The organism is Alkalinema sp. FACHB-956, assembly GCF_014697025.1.
In the GTDB taxonomy this organism is placed as follows: Bacteria; Cyanobacteriota; Cyanobacteriia; order Leptolyngbyales; family Leptolyngbyaceae; genus Alkalinema.
On the sequence record NZ_JACJRC010000007.1, the window covers coordinates 196,155 to 212,231 of the forward strand.

Annotated in this window: 13 protein-coding genes; 7 read left to right on the forward strand and 6 right to left on the reverse strand. The window is 52.4% G+C overall.

The genetic code is table 11. From position 1 onward, the window contains the following. Nucleotides 1–71: 71 nt before the first annotated feature. On the reverse strand, nt 72–779 hold the full coding sequence (rppA, locus tag H6G21_RS10770; protein ID WP_190573405.1) for a two-component system response regulator RppA: 708 nt from the start codon (nt 777–779) through the stop codon (nt 72–74). 46 nt (nt 780–825) lie between these two features. Between rppA and hisG the strand changes: the two genes are divergently transcribed. Beyond that, nucleotides 826–1,476, forward strand: coding sequence for an ATP phosphoribosyltransferase (hisG, locus tag H6G21_RS10775; protein WP_190573406.1), 651 nt, complete (start codon nt 826–828; stop codon nt 1,474–1,476). Nucleotides 1,477–1,548: 72 nt separating this feature from the next. Here hisG and H6G21_RS10780 read toward each other — a convergent pair whose 3' ends face one another. Beyond that, nucleotides 1,549–1,800, reverse strand: a complete 252-nt coding sequence (locus tag H6G21_RS10780) for a Nif11-like leader peptide family natural product precursor (RefSeq protein ID WP_190573407.1) — start codon at nt 1,798–1,800, stop codon at nt 1,549–1,551. 319 nt (nt 1,801–2,119) lie between these two features. Between H6G21_RS10780 and H6G21_RS10785 the strand changes: the two genes are divergently transcribed. Further along, the gene (locus H6G21_RS10785) at nt 2,120–3,004 is read left to right on the forward strand and encodes an alpha/beta hydrolase (RefSeq protein ID WP_242041760.1); all 885 of its coding nucleotides are present in this window, start codon (nt 2,120–2,122) and stop codon (nt 3,002–3,004) included. Nucleotides 3,005–3,971: 967 nt separating this feature from the next. Further along, the gene (locus H6G21_RS10790) at nt 3,972–6,134 is read left to right on the forward strand and encodes an EAL domain-containing protein (RefSeq protein WP_190573408.1); all 2,163 of its coding nucleotides are present in this window, start codon (nt 3,972–3,974) and stop codon (nt 6,132–6,134) included. Nucleotides 6,135–6,193: 59 nt separating this feature from the next. Here the strand turns inward: H6G21_RS10790 and mutS are convergent, their stop codons facing one another. Next, nucleotides 6,194–8,998 (reverse strand): DNA mismatch repair protein MutS, encoded by a 2,805-nt coding sequence (gene mutS, locus H6G21_RS10795; protein ID WP_190573427.1) that lies wholly within the window; start codon nt 8,996–8,998, stop codon nt 6,194–6,196. Between the two features lie 241 nt (nt 8,999–9,239). Between mutS and H6G21_RS10800 the strand changes: the two genes are divergently transcribed. Next, nucleotides 9,240–9,890 carry a GNAT family N-acetyltransferase gene (locus H6G21_RS10800; protein ID WP_190573409.1) on the forward strand — a complete coding sequence of 217 codons (651 nt, stop codon included), beginning with the start codon at nt 9,240–9,242 and terminating at the stop codon, nt 9,888–9,890. Next, entirely contained in the window at nt 9,890–11,575 is a 1,686-nt protein-coding gene (gene lnt, locus H6G21_RS10805) for an apolipoprotein N-acyltransferase (protein ID WP_242041761.1), read from the forward strand. Before H6G21_RS10800 ends, lnt begins: the two co-directional genes overlap by 1 nt. Before the next feature lie 259 nt (nt 11,576–11,834). Here lnt and H6G21_RS10810 read toward each other — a convergent pair whose 3' ends face one another. From H6G21_RS10810 to H6G21_RS10820, 3 genes are all read right to left on the reverse strand, one after another. Next, a complete protein-coding gene (locus H6G21_RS10810) occupies nt 11,835–12,047 on the reverse strand; it encodes a hypothetical protein (RefSeq protein ID WP_190573410.1) in 213 nt (70 codons plus the stop codon). Between the two features lie 131 nt (nt 12,048–12,178). Then, nucleotides 12,179–13,102: a bestrophin family ion channel gene (locus H6G21_RS10815; protein WP_190573411.1), complete on the reverse strand. Its 924-nt coding sequence runs from the start codon at nt 13,100–13,102 to the stop codon at nt 12,179–12,181. Nucleotides 13,103–13,157: 55 nt separating this feature from the next. Further along, entirely contained in the window at nt 13,158–13,592 is a 435-nt protein-coding gene (locus H6G21_RS10820; RefSeq protein WP_190573412.1) for a hypothetical protein, read from the reverse strand. 338 nt (nt 13,593–13,930) lie between these two features. On the opposite strand from H6G21_RS10820, the gene H6G21_RS10825 reads away from it, so the two are divergent. Then, on the forward strand, nt 13,931–15,370 hold the full coding sequence (locus tag H6G21_RS10825) for a phosphoglucomutase/phosphomannomutase family protein (protein WP_190573413.1): 1,440 nt from the start codon (nt 13,931–13,933) through the stop codon (nt 15,368–15,370). Between the two features lie 253 nt (nt 15,371–15,623). Next, nucleotides 15,624–15,887, forward strand: a complete 264-nt coding sequence (locus H6G21_RS10830) for a DUF1049 domain-containing protein (RefSeq protein WP_190573414.1) — start codon at nt 15,624–15,626, stop codon at nt 15,885–15,887. Nucleotides 15,888–16,077: the final 190 nt, after the last annotated feature.

Here is a 16,077-nt window from a genome sequence, read left to right on the forward strand (position 1 = left end):
TTGTGTTGAAGAGACGCAGACTTAATGCATCATTCAGCGATGCTTCTAAGCTACCCTGTTGCAATGATAGTCTAATCTTCCATCAGGTTGCCAAACCGATAGCCTTTCCCATACACCGTGTGAATTAAAGAATCTTCACCCGGCGCTTCAATTTTGCGACGCAGTAATCGAATTTGTGCTGCTAATGCATTACTTGCGGGCTTTTCTTCTGCGGCCCAAAGATGTTGAGAAATTTGCTCATGGGTTAGCAATTGGTTGGGCGACTCCATCAGATAGGCCAACAACTGCGTTTCTTTTTCAGATAGTTCGATCGACCGTCCGTTCCGTGATGCCAGTTGATTGAGCACATTGAGTTCCAAGCCATCTACGCTTAAGGTCGTTGGAGTCAACGGTGCTGCTGCAACAGGCTCCACGATCGCCGCAGGCCGTCGTAACAAAGCCCGCACCCGCGCTAATAATTCCCGCAATTCAAAGGGCTTGACTAAATAATCATCCGCCCCTGCATCCAACCCTTCGACCCGATCGTCGATCGTATCCTTCGCGGTCAGAAATAAAACAGGCGTCACATCCCCGCGCGATCGCACATGCTGACAAATTTCTAACCCCGACTTCTGGGGCAACATCCAATCCAAAATCAGCAAATCATACTGCCCTTGCATCGCCAGCCGATCGCCCCGATCGCCATCGTAGGCCACTTCGACCTGATATCCTTCTTTTTCCAACATCCGACTCAGCGGTTCTGCCATTTCCGCTTCGTCATCTACCAGCAGAATTCTCATCTTAGGCTAGGATCATTTTCTATACCCTACACCTTAATTTCCCCCTATGCTCACCATTGCGCTGGCCAAAGGCGAACTTCTCAAAGAAAGTATCCGACTGCTGAAATCCGTCGGCTTGGACTTTAGCGCATTCCTGGAGCCCGGATGTCGCCAATTACAGATTGAGGATCCAACCGGAACTGCCCGTGCCTTGCTTGTGCGCAATGGCGATGTCCCCGTTTATGTGGAGTATGGGCAAGCTCAACTGGGGATTGTTGGCTACGACGTGTTGCGGGAACAAAACCCGAACGTCGCCCATGTGGTGGATCTCAAGTTTGGCGGATGCCGCATGTCCGTCGCGGTCAAAAAAGACAGCCCCTATCGATCGCCCCTGGAATTACCGATGCACGGGCGAGTGGCTTCCAAGTTCGTCCACTGTGCGCGGGAATATTTTGAGAGCCTAGACTTACCCGTGGAAATTGTCTATCTCCATGGCTCGGTAGAATTAGGCCCCATCACCGGAATGTCTGAGGCCATTGTTGACCTGGTAGCCACGGGCAATACCCTACGAGAAAATGGGCTGATCGAAATTGACACGCTATTTCAGACCACCGCCCGTCTGATTGCCTATCCGCTTAGCTATAGACTCAACACAGACAACATGCATGAATACATCGATCGTCTGCGGGCAAAGGTGTCTGAACCCGTTGGAGTTTAATCTGAACCCATCGGAGTTTCAAGGGTTAAAACCATCTTGGGACTAAGCGTATTGGGACTAAGCGTATTGGGACTAAGCGTAGACAGGACGATTAATCCAATTGACGGTGCGGAGCCAAGGCCAAATTCCCGTTTGACGGCGAATCACAATCCCTCGGCTGCGGCGACTGACCACTTTTTTCAACTCAGTGGTGGTAAAGCTGTAGCCGAGTTGGTGGGAAATTTGAATAAACTCATCCGGAGATTGAACCGCCACAAACTTATCGCGCATTCCCTGATCCTGAGCGACCGCATTCAAAAACCGAGTAGCACTCTTAACAGACATTTGAAAAGCTCTCCTACGTCAATTACCGGGGTATGGAGGGATCGTTTCCCAAAGGTATCGAATTCGTTACAGTATCTTCTAAGTAATTTAGCTGAGTGCAATTGTGCTTTCAGCGTCATTCCTTGAAAGTACTAAATTGGTATAAAAACAGTATGCCCAATCTACGTAAGTAGTAGCATTTTCTTTGAAAAAAGTTTATGACACCTTCGTAAAGCACCGATCGATTACACGCTCAATTTGTTAAACACACGGACGCAACCAATAATCAAAATCAATCCAAAGATAGATAGACAAACTTTCTGAAAAAAGAATCGATTTAATGATGTTAGAGAATTTACGGAAGCCACCCCAACAGTTGCAATTACATCAAATTGAAATCGAGTTGGAACCTGGCCAACGCACCTACCAACCAGCAGCTTATTTCGCTATGGGGGAGGGGCCAGTTTTATTGATGCTCCATGGTTTTTTGGGTGATCATTCTTGTTGGTTGCCCACCATGGAAAAATTGTCACCGCACTTTCGCTGTATTGCCTTAGATCTATTAGGCTTTGGCGCGTCGGGAAAACCCGCAATTCGTTACGACATTGCGAAGGAACTTCAATTTGTCCGCCAGGTGGTTGAACAGCTTTCCCTTGATCCTTGCTATATCCTGGGCCATTCCTTTGGAGGGTGGGTGGCAGCGGCCTACGCGATCGCCTATCCCCAAGCGGTGCAAGGGCTGTTTTTAGCTGCACCTGCAGGAATTCGAGATGATGAATTTTGTGGTCGCTATAACCACCTACGACCGCTCCTGTGGCCCCATCCGGTGGTGGATTGGGTGCTTGCAGGGGTACGCCCGATCGCCGGTCTCATCAATCAGGAAGCGGCAATTACCACGATTTGTTGGGCCAGAAAGGAGCTACAAGCGCAACCTGCGGCCCGATCGTTTTTACTCGATCGCCTGCGCCCAGAAGATGCCATTGATACGGTGGAAAACGCAATTCATCAAATTCAATCCCCCACCTTGGTCATTGCAGGCGAACAGGACGACACTATCCCCCTGTGGCATTGCCAAACCTACGCCGATCGCATTCCCCAAGCGCAACTGGTTCGACTCCCTAAGGCAGCCCACAACCTTCCCCAAGCCCATTCAGCCACGATCGCTGAGTTAATTCACAATTTTGTTGGGAATTTTTCTGCCTCTGAAGAAACTAAACTTCCATGACACAACTTTTAGAGACATTTGCTAAGAGTTTGAGTGAGGGATTGCATTTAACCGTTACTGTCTGAGAAGACTGTCTGAGAAGTACGATCAGCGCTTACCCTGCACCCAGGGTTCTAACGATTGTCCGTAGCAACCAGCCCATTGATCCGTATATACACTGATTACCTGAGGTAATTTAACCCTTTCTGGGGACAGAGTTTCCGCTGATTATAGTCAGAAGCCATTGGGGCATACTAAGCTGTAAGCAAGAGAGCGATAGGCAATAGAACAATATTTCTCCTTAGACAGAGAACAATATCGTTCAGTTCTACGTTCCCCATTGCACACCATCTCATTTCATGGATGAAACCTGGGTTTAATAGGGTTGCCTCACCATTACTTCAGGGACCTGTACCATTGTTGGGTGCTATTAACTAAATTGAGTGCGATTAGCCTCTTAAGTGCGATTAGCCTCTGATATTTTTGCAGGATTGAACAAGGCGGCGGGCCATTCGTTGTGACAAATACTGCGTTTTGGCATTTGCACCGGCATAGGTCGCTGTATTAACTTCTTTAGGGTGTTTGGGTAAACTACCTTTTATAGAGAAGCTGACTAACCTTCTACAAAAATTTCTACGGAAATTTGATCCAGAAGTCTAGAGTAGGTGAAGGTTGAACTACAGTCATGATGAATTGAGTGCATGTTTAATGATGGGTTCACATTGCTGGTTTTGTCTTAATGTCGCTTTTTGAAATCTACCAACGATCAATGTAGATCCTGTAAGTAGATCCTGTAAATCTTGACCCTGCAAATCTCGCCCCTGTCAATCCTGACCGTATTCACAGAAAGAAATCTACGATCGTTTATTGAATTTTGTCCATCTACTGTAAGAATTCATGCAAGATATATGGGTCAAGAGGTTGAGCTTGAATTCCTTGAAGCTAAATTCATTGATAAATTTTAACTGGTGCATGGAAGGAGCCAACAATGGCGACTGAAAGATGGAGAAGTCACTCGGAAACACTGGGTCTACCAGTTAAAAGTGAAAATGATTGGTTATTAAAAACAGTTCTGGAAAACCTAAACGATGGCATTATCGTGACTGATTTGGATAATCAGATACTGCACGTCAATTCCAGAATTGCTAAGCTGGTGGGCTTCTCTCCAGCCGATATGGTAGGTCAGTCTGCCCAAAAATTCCTATCCATGATTGAGGGTTGGCTGTACTTCTGTAACACGCCGGATCAAGTAACGGCTAACCGATGTGAATGGAAAGAGGGGCAACTGCGTCGAAAAGATGGCCGACAATTTTGGGCTGAGGTTAATTCAACTCTGCTCTACGACAGTAGCGGGAAAACGATCGGGAACTTAATCACCGTCACAGATATTACCGAACGCAAATGGTTGGAAGAATATTTGCGGCTGCTCGAATCCGTTGTTGTCAACGCCAATGAAATTGTCATGATCACCCAATTCGAAGCGGAAGAAGACCCGCTCGATTTGCGGATTGTCTACGTGAATGAAGCGTTTCTCAAGGTGACGGGCCATCGGGCTGCGGAGGTAATTGGTAAAACACCGCTGATTCTGATGGGGCCTGAAACCGATTGGGACGAAGTCAATCGGGTACGGTCTGCCATGATGCAGTTTGAGTCTGTGAAAGCAGAACTGTTACTCCATTGCAAGGATCGAAGTTCTTTTTGGGCGGATAGCAATACCGTGCCCATTCGCAACGAGCACGGGCAAGTCACTCACTTTGTCTCGGTGATGCGGGAGGTCACCGAACGCAAGGAAGCGGAAAATCAGCTCCGTCGCAATGCCTTCCATGACTCGCTGACGGGTTTGCCCAATCGACTCATGTTTATGGAGCGTCTGGCCCAAGTGGTGGCCCGACGGGATGCTGATCCAGCGTATTTGTTCGCCGTCCTCTTTCTCGATCTCGATCGCTTTAAGGTGATCAACGATAGCCTGGGGCACATTGTGGGAGATCAGTTACTGATTGAGATCGCCCGTCGCCTAGAGAGCTGTGTGAAGAAAACCGATTTGGTGGCACGGTTAGGGGGGGATGAATTTACCATTCTGCTAGATAACATCCAGGGCGTGGAATCAGCCCATCACGTAGCAGAACGCATCCATCAAGAATTGGGCCGATCGTTCCTGCTGAATGGCCATGAAGTTTTTACCACCGTCAGCATTGGCATTGCCCTCAGTACCACAGCCTTTGATCACACTGAAGATTTGCTACGGGGCGCGGATATTGCCATGTATCGCGCTAAGGCGCTCGGCAAGGCTTGCCATGAGGTCTTTGATACGGAAATGCATGGCCATGTCATGGCGTTAATGCAACTGGAAAATGACCTGCGGCGGGCGATCGAGCGGGAAGAGTTCCAAGTGTACTATCAACCGATCGTCTCCCTGACCACGGGGCGAGTGACGGGATTTGAAGCGTTAATTCGCTGGCAGCATCCCGATCGGGGCTTGATTTCCCCGGCCCAATTTATCCCCTTGGCAGAGGAAACGGGACTAATTATTCCCATGGGGCGCTGGGTACTGCGGGAAGCCTGCCGTCAACTGGGGCGTTGGCAAACCCAATATCCCCATCATCAACCGCTGTCGGTCAGTGTTAATCTCTCAAGTCGCCAGTTTTCCCAGGCCGGTGTAATTGAGATGATTAATGAGATTTTGGAGGAATCGGGACTACCGCCCGCCTGCCTCAAACTGGAAATTACCGAAACCGCCATCATGGAAAACACGGCTTCGGCCATGGATACCCTATCAAAGCTGAAGGCGATGGGCGTCAAGCTCTCGGTGGATGACTTCGGTACAGGCTATTCTTCCCTGGGCTATCTCTACCGCTTCCCCATGGATGTGCTGAAAATCGATCGCTCTTTCATCAGCCGCGTAGACATTGACGGTGAAAAGTTAGAACTGGTGCGCACCATTATTACCCTAGCCTGGAATCTGGGCATGGAAGTGATTGCAGAAGGCGTAGAAACGACGAAGCAGTTAGCCCAGTTGAAGATGCTGAAGTGCGAGTACGGCCAAGGCTATCTCTTCTCCAAGCCGATGTCTCCCCAGGATGCTGAACAATTCCTCGCCCAGGAAAATCCCTTGGAGCACCTTGCCCAGCTCTTTCCTGGCGACCATCGGTAAGCGAGTCGATCGCGGCTCGCCTCGGTCGGTCAGTTTCGGTTAGTTGTGCTCAGGTTCGGTCAGTTACCGAAGATATCCAGTTGATAGTCCGGGGCTGCTGTGTCAGACACCCGATCGGCGCGATCGCTGGGTTTAATGGCAGATTTCCGAGATCGGGGAGCCTTGGTTTCTGGAGTCTGGGGCGTGGGGCCTTGGCGTAACCCGACGGCAATTTTGCTGTGTTGTTCAATCTGTCCCATGACTTGCTTGGCACGGGTAATCACCGACGGCGGCAATCCAGCAAGGCGACCCGCTTCGATGCCATAGGAGCGATCAGCCCCCCCTGGTTGCACCTGATGCAAAAAGACGATTTGATCCGGCAGTTCCTTCACGGTGACCTGGTAATTGGCCACGTTGGACAGAATCGACGCGAGCTCATTCAACTCGTGGTAATGGGTGGCAAAAATCGTGCGCGCGGTAATTTCCTGGGCCAGATATTCCGCCACGGCCCAGGCGATCGACAGACCGTCAAACGTCGCCGTCCCCCGACCAATTTCGTCCAGCAGCACCAGGGAGCGATCGCTGGCATGGTTCAAAATATTGGCCGTCTCGTTCATTTCCACCATAAAGGTCGATTGGCCCATCGCCAGGTCATCCACTGCGCCCACTCGGGTAAAAATGCGATCGCAAATCCCCAACCGCGCCGATTGGGCGGGCACAAAGCTGCCCACCTGGGCCATGAGTTGAATCAAGCCCACCTGCCGCAGATAGCAGGATTTGCCACTGGCATTCGGCCCGGTCAGGATGATTAAGTCCGGTGCAGTGGCTTCTGCAGGTTGGGATTTCTGCGACTTTTGTGACTTCTGGCCTTGGGAAGGACGCTGATCCGTGACCTGTCCCAAGGTGGTGGAATTGGGGACAAAAAAGCCAGCGGGCAAGGACTGCTCCACCACCGGATGGCGACCCGCTTGAATCACCAGCGTGCGATCGTCGGTCATTTCCGGGCAGCAATAGCCTTGATAAACCGCCACCTCCGCCAGCCCTGCCAGCACATCCGCCGCCGCCACCGCCCGCGCCACCTGCCGAATCTCCTCCGCCTGTTCCCCCACCTGCGATCGTAGACTGACAAAAATTTCATACTCCAGGCGGCCCAGTTCTTCCTTGGCGGTGAGCAGCCGATTTTCGCACTCCTTCAGGTCGGGGGTAATGTAGCGCTCCTCATTGGTCAAGGTCTGCTTGCGGATGTAGTCCGGCGGCACTTGGTCGGCCTTGTTGCGGGAGATGCTGAGGTAATAGCCAAAGGTTTTGTTGTAGCCCACCTTGAGGGTGGAAATGCCCGTTTTTTCCCGCTCCGTCAGTTCCAGACTGGAAATCCACTGCTGATCCTGCTCCACCTGCTGGCGACGATCGTCCAGTTCCAGATTCACCCCAGGCCGAATCAGTCCCCCTTCCGTCAAGCTCAGGGGCGGCTTTTCCACCAAGTGACTGCGGAGCAATTGGGCCAATTCTTCTAAGATCGGCGGCACCGTTTGCAGGACTTGCAAGTAGGGGGATTTTGCCTGGGCTACGAGGGCCGCGAGGGCGGGCAATTTTTCCAAGGAATCCGCCAGCGCCACGAGATCGCGCGGTGTGGCTGTACCGGAACCCGCCCGTCCTGCCAGCCGCTCCAGGTCGTAAATTTGCCGCAGTAGTTTTTGGATATCCTCCCGCAGCAGGCCGTCGTCTACCAATTCCCGAATCGTGTCCTGGCGAGCCGCAATCCCCAGCCGATCGAGCAGGGGTTGCTGGAGCCAGCGGCGTAGGGCACGGGAACCCATGGGCGTAATCGTGCGATCGAGGGCCCAGAGTAAGGAGCCGTGGAAGGTGCCATCCCGCTGGGTTTGGGTAATTTCCAAATTGCGCCGGGTCGAGCCATCCAGTACCAGAAATTCCGTCAGCGTATAGGTGGCCAGCAATTGCAGGGGTACCTTTACCTGGGTTTGTCCGGCTTCCCACTGCCGTTCTGATGTGGTTTCTAAATATTCCAGCAGGCCGCCCGCTGCCCGCACCGCCAACGGTAACGTTTCGCAGCCCATGGCCTCCAGCGATCGCATCCGGAAGCGTTGCAGCAGCCGATTGCGCGCTTCTGCCTGGACGAAGCCACTCTGGGGCCGCAGGGTGTAGCAAAATTGCGGCGGCAGACAACTGGGGATTTGCTCGTTTTTTTCCCCCGGTCGCAGCAGGCCCACCAAGTCGGGGGCATTGGTGGGATAGAGCACCTCCGCCGGTTGTAGCCGTTGCAATTCGTGGGTCAGTTGTTCCAGGCCGGTGGCTTGGGTCGTGAAAAATTCTCCGGTGGAAATGTCGGCATAGGCCAAGCCCCAATGCTGATTCGCCACCACAACGGCGGCTAGGAAATTATTGCGCCGCGCATTCAGCATCCCCTCTTCCAGCAAGGTTCCCGGCGTAATCACCCGCGTCACTTCTCGCCGCACCAGCGTCCCCTGGGCCTCTGCCGGATCTTCGACCTGATCACAGACAGCGATCGCGAAGCCCTTTTCCACCAATTGGGCACAGTAGCGATCGAGGGCATGGTGGGGAATGCCAGCCAGGGGGACGCGCCCTACTTCCTTACCGCCATCCTTGCTGGTCAGCACCAGCTCCAGTTCCCGCGCGATCGTCACCGCATCCTGAAAGAAAGTCTCAAAAAAATCGCCCACCCGATACAGCAGCAATGCCTGGGGATACTGATCCTTCATGTCCGCATAATGGCGCATCATCGGCGTCAGGGAATCCCGATCGACCGATCGATGATCGGCATATTTCACCGCATGTTTGATCAACCGTTCCGGTAACCCTTGGGTGGGATCGATCGCATTCGAGGAATCAGGAGGAAGCTGGGACATAGCAAGGCAGGACAAGGATAAAAACAGGACAGAACTCAGCCAAAAACGAATCGTGACTCCCACGATCGGCATTTTCACCACTCTAGAACAATTCCACCAGCAGCCAAAACCCAGTTACCAAAAATGCCCCCTCTACCCTCCCATCCCTCTACCTTCCCACTCTTATTACTCTCCCACCCGTTCCCTAGAATTTTCTCCACTCACCCCCCGAGCAAAAACCGCGTGCGGTAGGATAGCACCTATGGGTTTACAGTTTCCGGTTGAAGCCATTACCGTGCGGCCTGCCGAAGCCAAAGATGCAGCTTGGGGCGCAGATTTACTCTTTTCTGCTGGAAAGGGGCTGTTTAGTTATGTCTTTGCTTCCACCCCAGAAAAAGCTAAAGAAACGCTCTACCAAGCATTTACTGAGCCAAACCACGCCTTTAGTTATGAATATACGCAGATTGTAGAAGTCAACGATCGGGCGGCGGGTCTGATTCTGGGTTATCCCGGCGACCTGAAGCGCAAGCTAGAGGAAAACGTTCAGGGGATCATGGCCCACCTGTTACCGATTAGCCGAGTTCCACGAATTTTGGTGAATTTGGCCGATCTCAGTCGAATTAAGCAAGAGGTCGATCTCAACGACTATTTTGTTCTGAGCCTCTGCATTGCGCCAGAATTTCGCAACCATGGCCTTGGCTCTGCCCTGCTCCAGGACACGGAATTAGAAGCCCAAGATCTCGGCTGTCAGCACATTTGTACCGATGTCACCTATCACAATCTGCGGGCTCGCAAGCTCTTTGAACGGCTGGGCTATACCATCACTTGCAGTAAAACCAGTCACCGCTTTGAGGCCATGACCGATGCGGGGGGACTCCATCGCCTAGAAAAAAATTTGGAGAAGCGATCGTAATGGGGCGTCAGATGCCGTTAGACCGGATTGTGGGAAAACCGCTGCCGTTCCAGACTCGAGTGGGGCTAAAATCCCTGGGTCTTGCTCTCTTGGCGGGGCTGTTGATGAGCTTGGCCCCTGCACCGCTGAATTACTGGCCGATCGCTTGGATCGCCTTGGCCCCGCTCTGGGTTTTGGCCGTGCAGGACCGTTGGAAGGTTGCAGCGTTATGGGGCTTGGCCTACCACGGGATTTCCCTGTTTTGGATTACGGGCTTGCATCCGTTGACTTGGTTGGGGCTGTCCTGGGGGACCAGTGTGGCGATCGTGACCGTGATCTGGCTGTTCATCACGGGCTGGGGCGTGGCGACGGTACTGGCTTGGGCTGGGGCCATGGCCTGGATGGGGCGACGGCAGTTGCCTACGGGTGTTCGAGTCTTGGCGGGAACGGCCCTCTGGTGTGCCCTGGAAACACTACGAAACTACAGTCCCCTCGATTGGACGACCTTGGCCTATACCCAGAGTCCCGGCAATCCTGTGATTCTGCACTTGGGGCAACTGGCGGGGCCGATGGCTGTTACAGCGGCGATCGTGGCCGTCAATGGGTTACTGGCCGAAGCCTGGTTAGCGGGCAAACCTCAAACGGGGATCCCTTGGCCTGCGGGCAGTTCCCTGAAAAGCTCTCTAAAAGCGCTACAAGGTATCCTAGGCAATCCCTTACCCCCCAGCCAAAACGCTAAGCTCCTGCGCGCGATCGGACTACTTCTCACGAGCCATGGGATCGGCCTCTGGCTTTACCTGCAACCCTTGAATGAAGCCCCTGCCACGGCGATCGAAGTCGGGGTGATTCAAGGCAATGTCCCCACTCGCATTAAATTATCCGCCCAGGGTATTCGCCAGGGACTGCATAACTATTCCCTGGGATATCGCCTGTTGGCGGATCAAGGGGCTCAGCTCATCGTCACGCCGGAAGCAGCGATGCCGTTTGTCTGGGCCGATCGCACCTGGGCCAAGCGCGAGCCGACGGATCTGGAACGGGTGCTGGCCGATCGGCAAGTGCCCCTCGTGCTGGGATCCTTTGGGCAACGGGGCGATCGCACGACCCAAGCAATGCTCATGCTAAATTCCCAAGGACAAATCCAGAGCCAGTACGACAAGGTGAAAGTCGTGCCCTTGGGAGAATCCTTGCCCTTTGAAGAGATACTGGGAAAATTTATCGGTCGTCTGTCACCGATTAAAAGTTATCTACTGGCTGGAGCGGCCCATCAACGGTTTGTCACGCCCTTTGGCAATGCCGCGATCGGGATTTGCTATGAGTCAGCCTTTCCAGAACTCTTTCGAGATCAGGTTCAGGGGGGAGCGCAGTTTTTAATTACAGCATCCAACCTGGATCCCTATAGTTCCGTCCTCATGGCGCAACACCAAGCCCATGATCTGATGCGGGCGATCGAGACCGATCGTTGGATGGTGCGGGCGACGAATACGGGCTACTCCGGTATCATCAATCCCCACGGTCAGGTGCTGTGGCGATCGAATTTCCACGAATTCACCCTCCACCGAGCCACGATCCACCGTCGCCAGACGCAAACCCTCTACACCCGCTGGGGCAATTGGCTCACATCTGTCCTACTGATCTTGAGTAGTATGTGGATTCTGCGGCAACTGAAATTTGGCCCGATGCCATTTAAGGCACCTAACCATTCTTAGAATTAACTTTGGTTGAATGATTATGCAATGGACATGGGCACAATGATTGAGTCACCGGGATTTGAGTCACCGGGATTTGAGTCGCCGGGATTTGAGTCACCGGGATTTGAGTCACTGGAGGTTGAATCATTGCAGCCCGATCGACTGGGACGATCGCCGATCACAATCCCAGTTCCAGTTTCAACCGTTTTCCTAGGAGGATGGCTGAGATCAGGAAAATTTCATCCCAGTCACGATCAATTCATTAGCCCGGTCACAATCAAGACAAGGGAGACTGGTTAGACAGTGGGGGGTTAGAGAGTAGCTGGTTAGATAGTGGAAACCGATTGTCCACCCAGCGATCTAAGTCTGCGATTTGAGATCGAATCAACCGATCTAATTCTTGGATCTGTTGCTCATCTTGCTGTTGTCGCCAAGAGGCCCAATCCGCCTGTAACACGTTGAAGTCCTTCGGCCATTTCCAAAGTTTCATACCCCAATCCTCCTCGCCACGATCGCGCAACTTTAGGTGTTGTTGGCAACACTGGTTGTTGGCAAACCCTACTGTTGGCAAACCCTATTGTTGGCAGGGGAAGACAGGAACTACTCAGATGGATGACTGATTTATTTCAGCGACTCGACCGAGGCGTCTTCCCAAACAATTGGAGCCCAGTGGGGAGACGAAAAGCGGGTTAAATCCATCACATTGCGTTCGATCGTGGCACAGAAGTTTTCCAGGGGCAGGTCATTGGCATCCTTGCCAAAGGGATTTTCAATTTCGAGGCCAATTTCTTCAATCCCCAGCAGTGTAAAGCTCACAATAATGACCACTGGCACTACTAACCAGCCCAAATCCTTGACCATCTGGAACGGTAACACCAGGCAGTAAATCAACAGAAGTTGCTTCAGGTGAATCGCATAGGCCAAGGGCATCGGAGTTCTCAGGATCCGTTCACAGCCGCTCAGCGCACCGACTAAATTATCGAGGTGTTCCGTCATCACATTGAGACGGTGGATATTCAGCCAGCCGCGTTGATACTGGGCTTGGAGATAAGCCCCGATCCAGAAGGTAATTTCCAGGGGAACATTATCGCTACTCCCTAGGCTCTTTGCCTGTTCCGGAGACAACAGAGAGGCCAAGGCTTGTCCCACGGGTTCTTGGCGCAGGTGCTGCTTGGTCGCGATCGCAAAGGCCGGGAGCAACCGCAATGCCATAATTTTTTCCTGGCGATCGTGTTCGTTCTGTTCCTCTATTCCCACCCAAATATGACGGGCAAGGTTGCGGGCACTAATAATGATCGTTCCCCAGCATTTTCGGCCTTCCCAAAAGCGATCGTAGGCAGTATTTGTCCGAAAAACGAGGAGTAACCCCAGAACAATGCTGGGAATCAGGCTGTCTCTCAAGGGCAGTGAGATCGGCTTAAAGTCCTGATAAATCCAGGCAACAATCAAAGCAACCAATCCACACAGCAGCGATCGGGGCAGCACCAAGGGCAATACCGACCCTCGCCATTGAAAAACCACTTGAAACCAGCGCTTGTTGGACATAAGCATTATTCAGGCGAAACAAAACGGACTCAAGGCAAATAGCTATCGCTTGTAACTAGCGCCGCACCTTTCCAGTAAAGCCAGCAGCTTTAAACTGTTCCAACTTCAATGGCTCGGGTTGACTTTCTGGCACAGAAACGCGAATCTCGAACTCACTGATTCCCGGCGGAAACTCATCGACGGATCCTAAACGGGCACGGTTGCGCAGAATCGCATCGCCATTGGCATCATAAATGCGACCGAAGACATCCGCATTGACAACCGTTTTGCCAGAGGTGTTGTTGGCTTTGCCGGTGATGATAAAGCAGTTGGCGGGGCGTGCCACTCCACCACTCGTGATAGCTCCTTCTGACTGATCCGGCGGGCAGACATGGTAGGTCAAATCGGATAGCGCCACCTGGGTTAAGGCCCAAGCACTGGGAGCAACGAAGGTTAAGAGGCCCCAAAATAGTAAGGCGCAACCCGCAATGAGCAACGATCGCAGTTTCATATATCCCCTCTCCAATGAAACCCAACGAGGTAATCTAGAAACGATGTCACAGAAAAGTGTGATGAGAGCAACAGCAAGATTCCCCATTGGGATCAAGGCTAGAACTCATCGCAATCTCTTGCAATCCGGTGTTAGCGGAGACTTCAGGCAAGTTCATCCTAAGCTTACCCTGAAACAAGAAGGATGCAGAGGCTCGATCGGGCGGCCAGACCGGGGACAAGACTGAGCTTGTCTCAGCAACCAGTCCCAGTCGGTACGGCTTACCCCCACTTCTTGTCCGCTGCGATCCATTCAATGGTTACGATTAAAAACAAAATGTTGAGAGCATTGGTGACGCCATGGGTACTGGGATAAATTTTGGAACAAATCCCCCAATCAAATTTGGGACGGATGGCTGGCGCGGCATTATTGCTGACGATTTCACCTTCAGCAATGTCTGTAAAGTGACCCGTGCGATCGCAATCTATTTGGAAAAGGCTTACTCGAAGGATCGCCCTGTTCTGGTTTGCTACGATCCCCGGTTTTTGGCCGATCAGTTTGCCTACACTTCGGCAAATGTACTGGCGGATCTAGGCTGGACGGTGAAGATTGTCGATCGCGATTGCCCGACGCCGGTCATTGCCTACAACGCCAAGCACCTCAACTCGGCGGGAGCCTTGATGTTTACCGCCAGCCATAACCCAGCACCCTACTGCGGTATCAAGTACATCCCCGACTACGCAGGCCCCGCAACAACGGACATTACCGACACGATCGTGGCCGCGTTAGATACCGCCTCCGATGCACCCCCCACGGGCAAAAATAGCGGCCAAATTTCCACCTTTGACCCCAAACCGGATTACCTCACCTTCCTCTACTCGATTCTTGACGTAGAGCGGATCCGTAGTGCCAAGCTGAAGGTGAAGTACGATGCCCTCTACTCCACCTCGCGGGGCTATTTGGATGAAGTTCTGCAACACTGCGGCTGTGATGTGGAGTCCTTCCATACCCATCGCGATGTGCTATTCGGGGGCGGCATGCCGGAACCCAAGCCGGAATTGCTGGGCGAACTCATAGCCGCCGTCAAGCAAGACCAAGCGGACTTAGGTTTAGCGACGGATGGTGACAGCGATCGCTTTGGTGTGATTGACGAGCAGGGCAATTACCTAACGCCGAATACGATTTTGCTGCTGCTGGCTCGCCACTTGATGAAAAACAAGGGCAAAAAAGGCGCGATCGTGCGAACCGTCGCCACCACCCACCTCTTGGATAACTTAGCCAACAAGTACGGTTTGGAATTGATCGAAACCGCAGTGGGCTTTAAGTATGTGGGGCAACAAATGCGGGAAACCACCGTGCTGATCGGTGGGGAAGAGTCCGGCGGGCTGAGTGTGATCGGCCACATTCCTGAAAAGGATGGCATTCTGGCGGACATGTTGGTGGCGGAAGCGATCGCCTACGAAGGCAAAGCCCTTAGCCAACTGGTGGCCGAAGCGATCGCCGATGCCGATGGCCCCTTGTACAACAACCGTCTGGATCTACACTTGACCAACGAGCACAAGGAAGCGGTGCTGAAAGCCTTTACGGCCAATCCTCCCAGCGAAGTGGCTGGCGTTGCGGTGAAGGAAGTTGGTCGTAAAGATGGCATCAAGCTTTACCTCTCCGAAGGAAGCTGGGTGCTGTTGCGTCCCTCCGGTACTGAGCCGCTGATTCGGGTGTATCTGGAAACCAACAGTGCCGAGAAGCTGACGCAAATGGGCCAATTTATGGAAAATCTGATCCATCAGATCCAGCCCTAGCCCAATGCTGGGGACACCCAATTCTTAGCAGATCTAGGCGGGGTAAAGCTGGTAAACCACTATCGGTAAAACGTTATCGGTAAACCACTATCGGTAAAACGCTAGTAAACCACTAGTAAACCATTGTCGCCGAACCGACCCATCCCCTAGGATACGAGGGACGATCGATCTGATCGTCCCTTTGCTGTGATGACGATTTTGCCCAATAACTGTTGCCGTTTTTTATGGTCAGAGGAAATCGATGAAACCCACCATGCGACAAACTATAACTGCACTCCTCAGCACGATCGTGGCCCTCTGGACGATCGTCATCGCAGTCATTGCCATGCAAAATGCCGAGCCCGTTTCCCTCAAGTTTTTGGGTTTGGAATCGATCCCCATGCCCTTTGGGTTTGTCTTTGCACTCATGGTCGCGATCGGCATGGTGGGCACTGCACTGCTCTGGCCTTGGTGGACCAGTGGGCCATGGCTGCCAAAGGCCTGGAATACTAGCAAAAAATCTCGTCGGTCTCCCTAAGTTCCAGTGCCATCAGTTCCAGAGGGGCGATCGGCTATTGGACTATTTCAAACCCGGCACCTAACTGGAGTTTGGACTAACAAAATGAGAAAAGGGCAGTCCTAAAACACCGGGGCTGCCGTAAGGTCAATGATGATGTATTGCATTGACCTTATGATCTTCGAACAACTGAGCCAATTTCGTCAAAGTT

Bases quoted from the DNA above. Each gene is read 5' to 3' on its own strand.
- rppA (WP_190573405.1), bottom strand. From the start codon at position 779: ATGAGAATTCTGCTGGTAGATGACGAAGCGGAAATGGCAGAACCGCTG.
- hisG (WP_190573406.1), top strand. From the start codon at position 826: ATGCTCACCATTGCGCTGGCCAAAGGCGAACTTCTCAAAGAAAGTATC.
- H6G21_RS10780 (WP_190573407.1), bottom strand. From the start codon at position 1,800: ATGTCTGTTAAGAGTGCTACTCGGTTTTTGAATGCGGTCGCTCAGGAT.
- H6G21_RS10785 (WP_242041760.1), top strand. From the start codon at position 2,120: ATGATGTTAGAGAATTTACGGAAGCCACCCCAACAGTTGCAATTACAT.
- H6G21_RS10790 (WP_190573408.1), top strand. From the start codon at position 3,972: ATGGCGACTGAAAGATGGAGAAGTCACTCGGAAACACTGGGTCTACCA.
- mutS (WP_190573427.1), bottom strand. From the start codon at position 8,998: ATGTCCCAGCTTCCTCCTGATTCCTCGAATGCGATCGATCCCACCCAA.
- H6G21_RS10800 (WP_190573409.1), top strand. From the start codon at position 9,240: ATGGGTTTACAGTTTCCGGTTGAAGCCATTACCGTGCGGCCTGCCGAA.
- lnt (WP_242041761.1), top strand. From the start codon at position 9,890: ATGGGGCGTCAGATGCCGTTAGACCGGATTGTGGGAAAACCGCTGCCG.
- H6G21_RS10810 (WP_190573410.1), bottom strand. From the start codon at position 12,047: ATGAAACTTTGGAAATGGCCGAAGGACTTCAACGTGTTACAGGCGGAT.
- H6G21_RS10815 (WP_190573411.1), bottom strand. From the start codon at position 13,102: ATGTCCAACAAGCGCTGGTTTCAAGTGGTTTTTCAATGGCGAGGGTCG.
- H6G21_RS10820 (WP_190573412.1), bottom strand. From the start codon at position 13,592: ATGAAACTGCGATCGTTGCTCATTGCGGGTTGCGCCTTACTATTTTGG.
- H6G21_RS10825 (WP_190573413.1), top strand. From the start codon at position 13,931: ATGGGTACTGGGATAAATTTTGGAACAAATCCCCCAATCAAATTTGGG.
- H6G21_RS10830 (WP_190573414.1), top strand. From the start codon at position 15,624: ATGCGACAAACTATAACTGCACTCCTCAGCACGATCGTGGCCCTCTGG.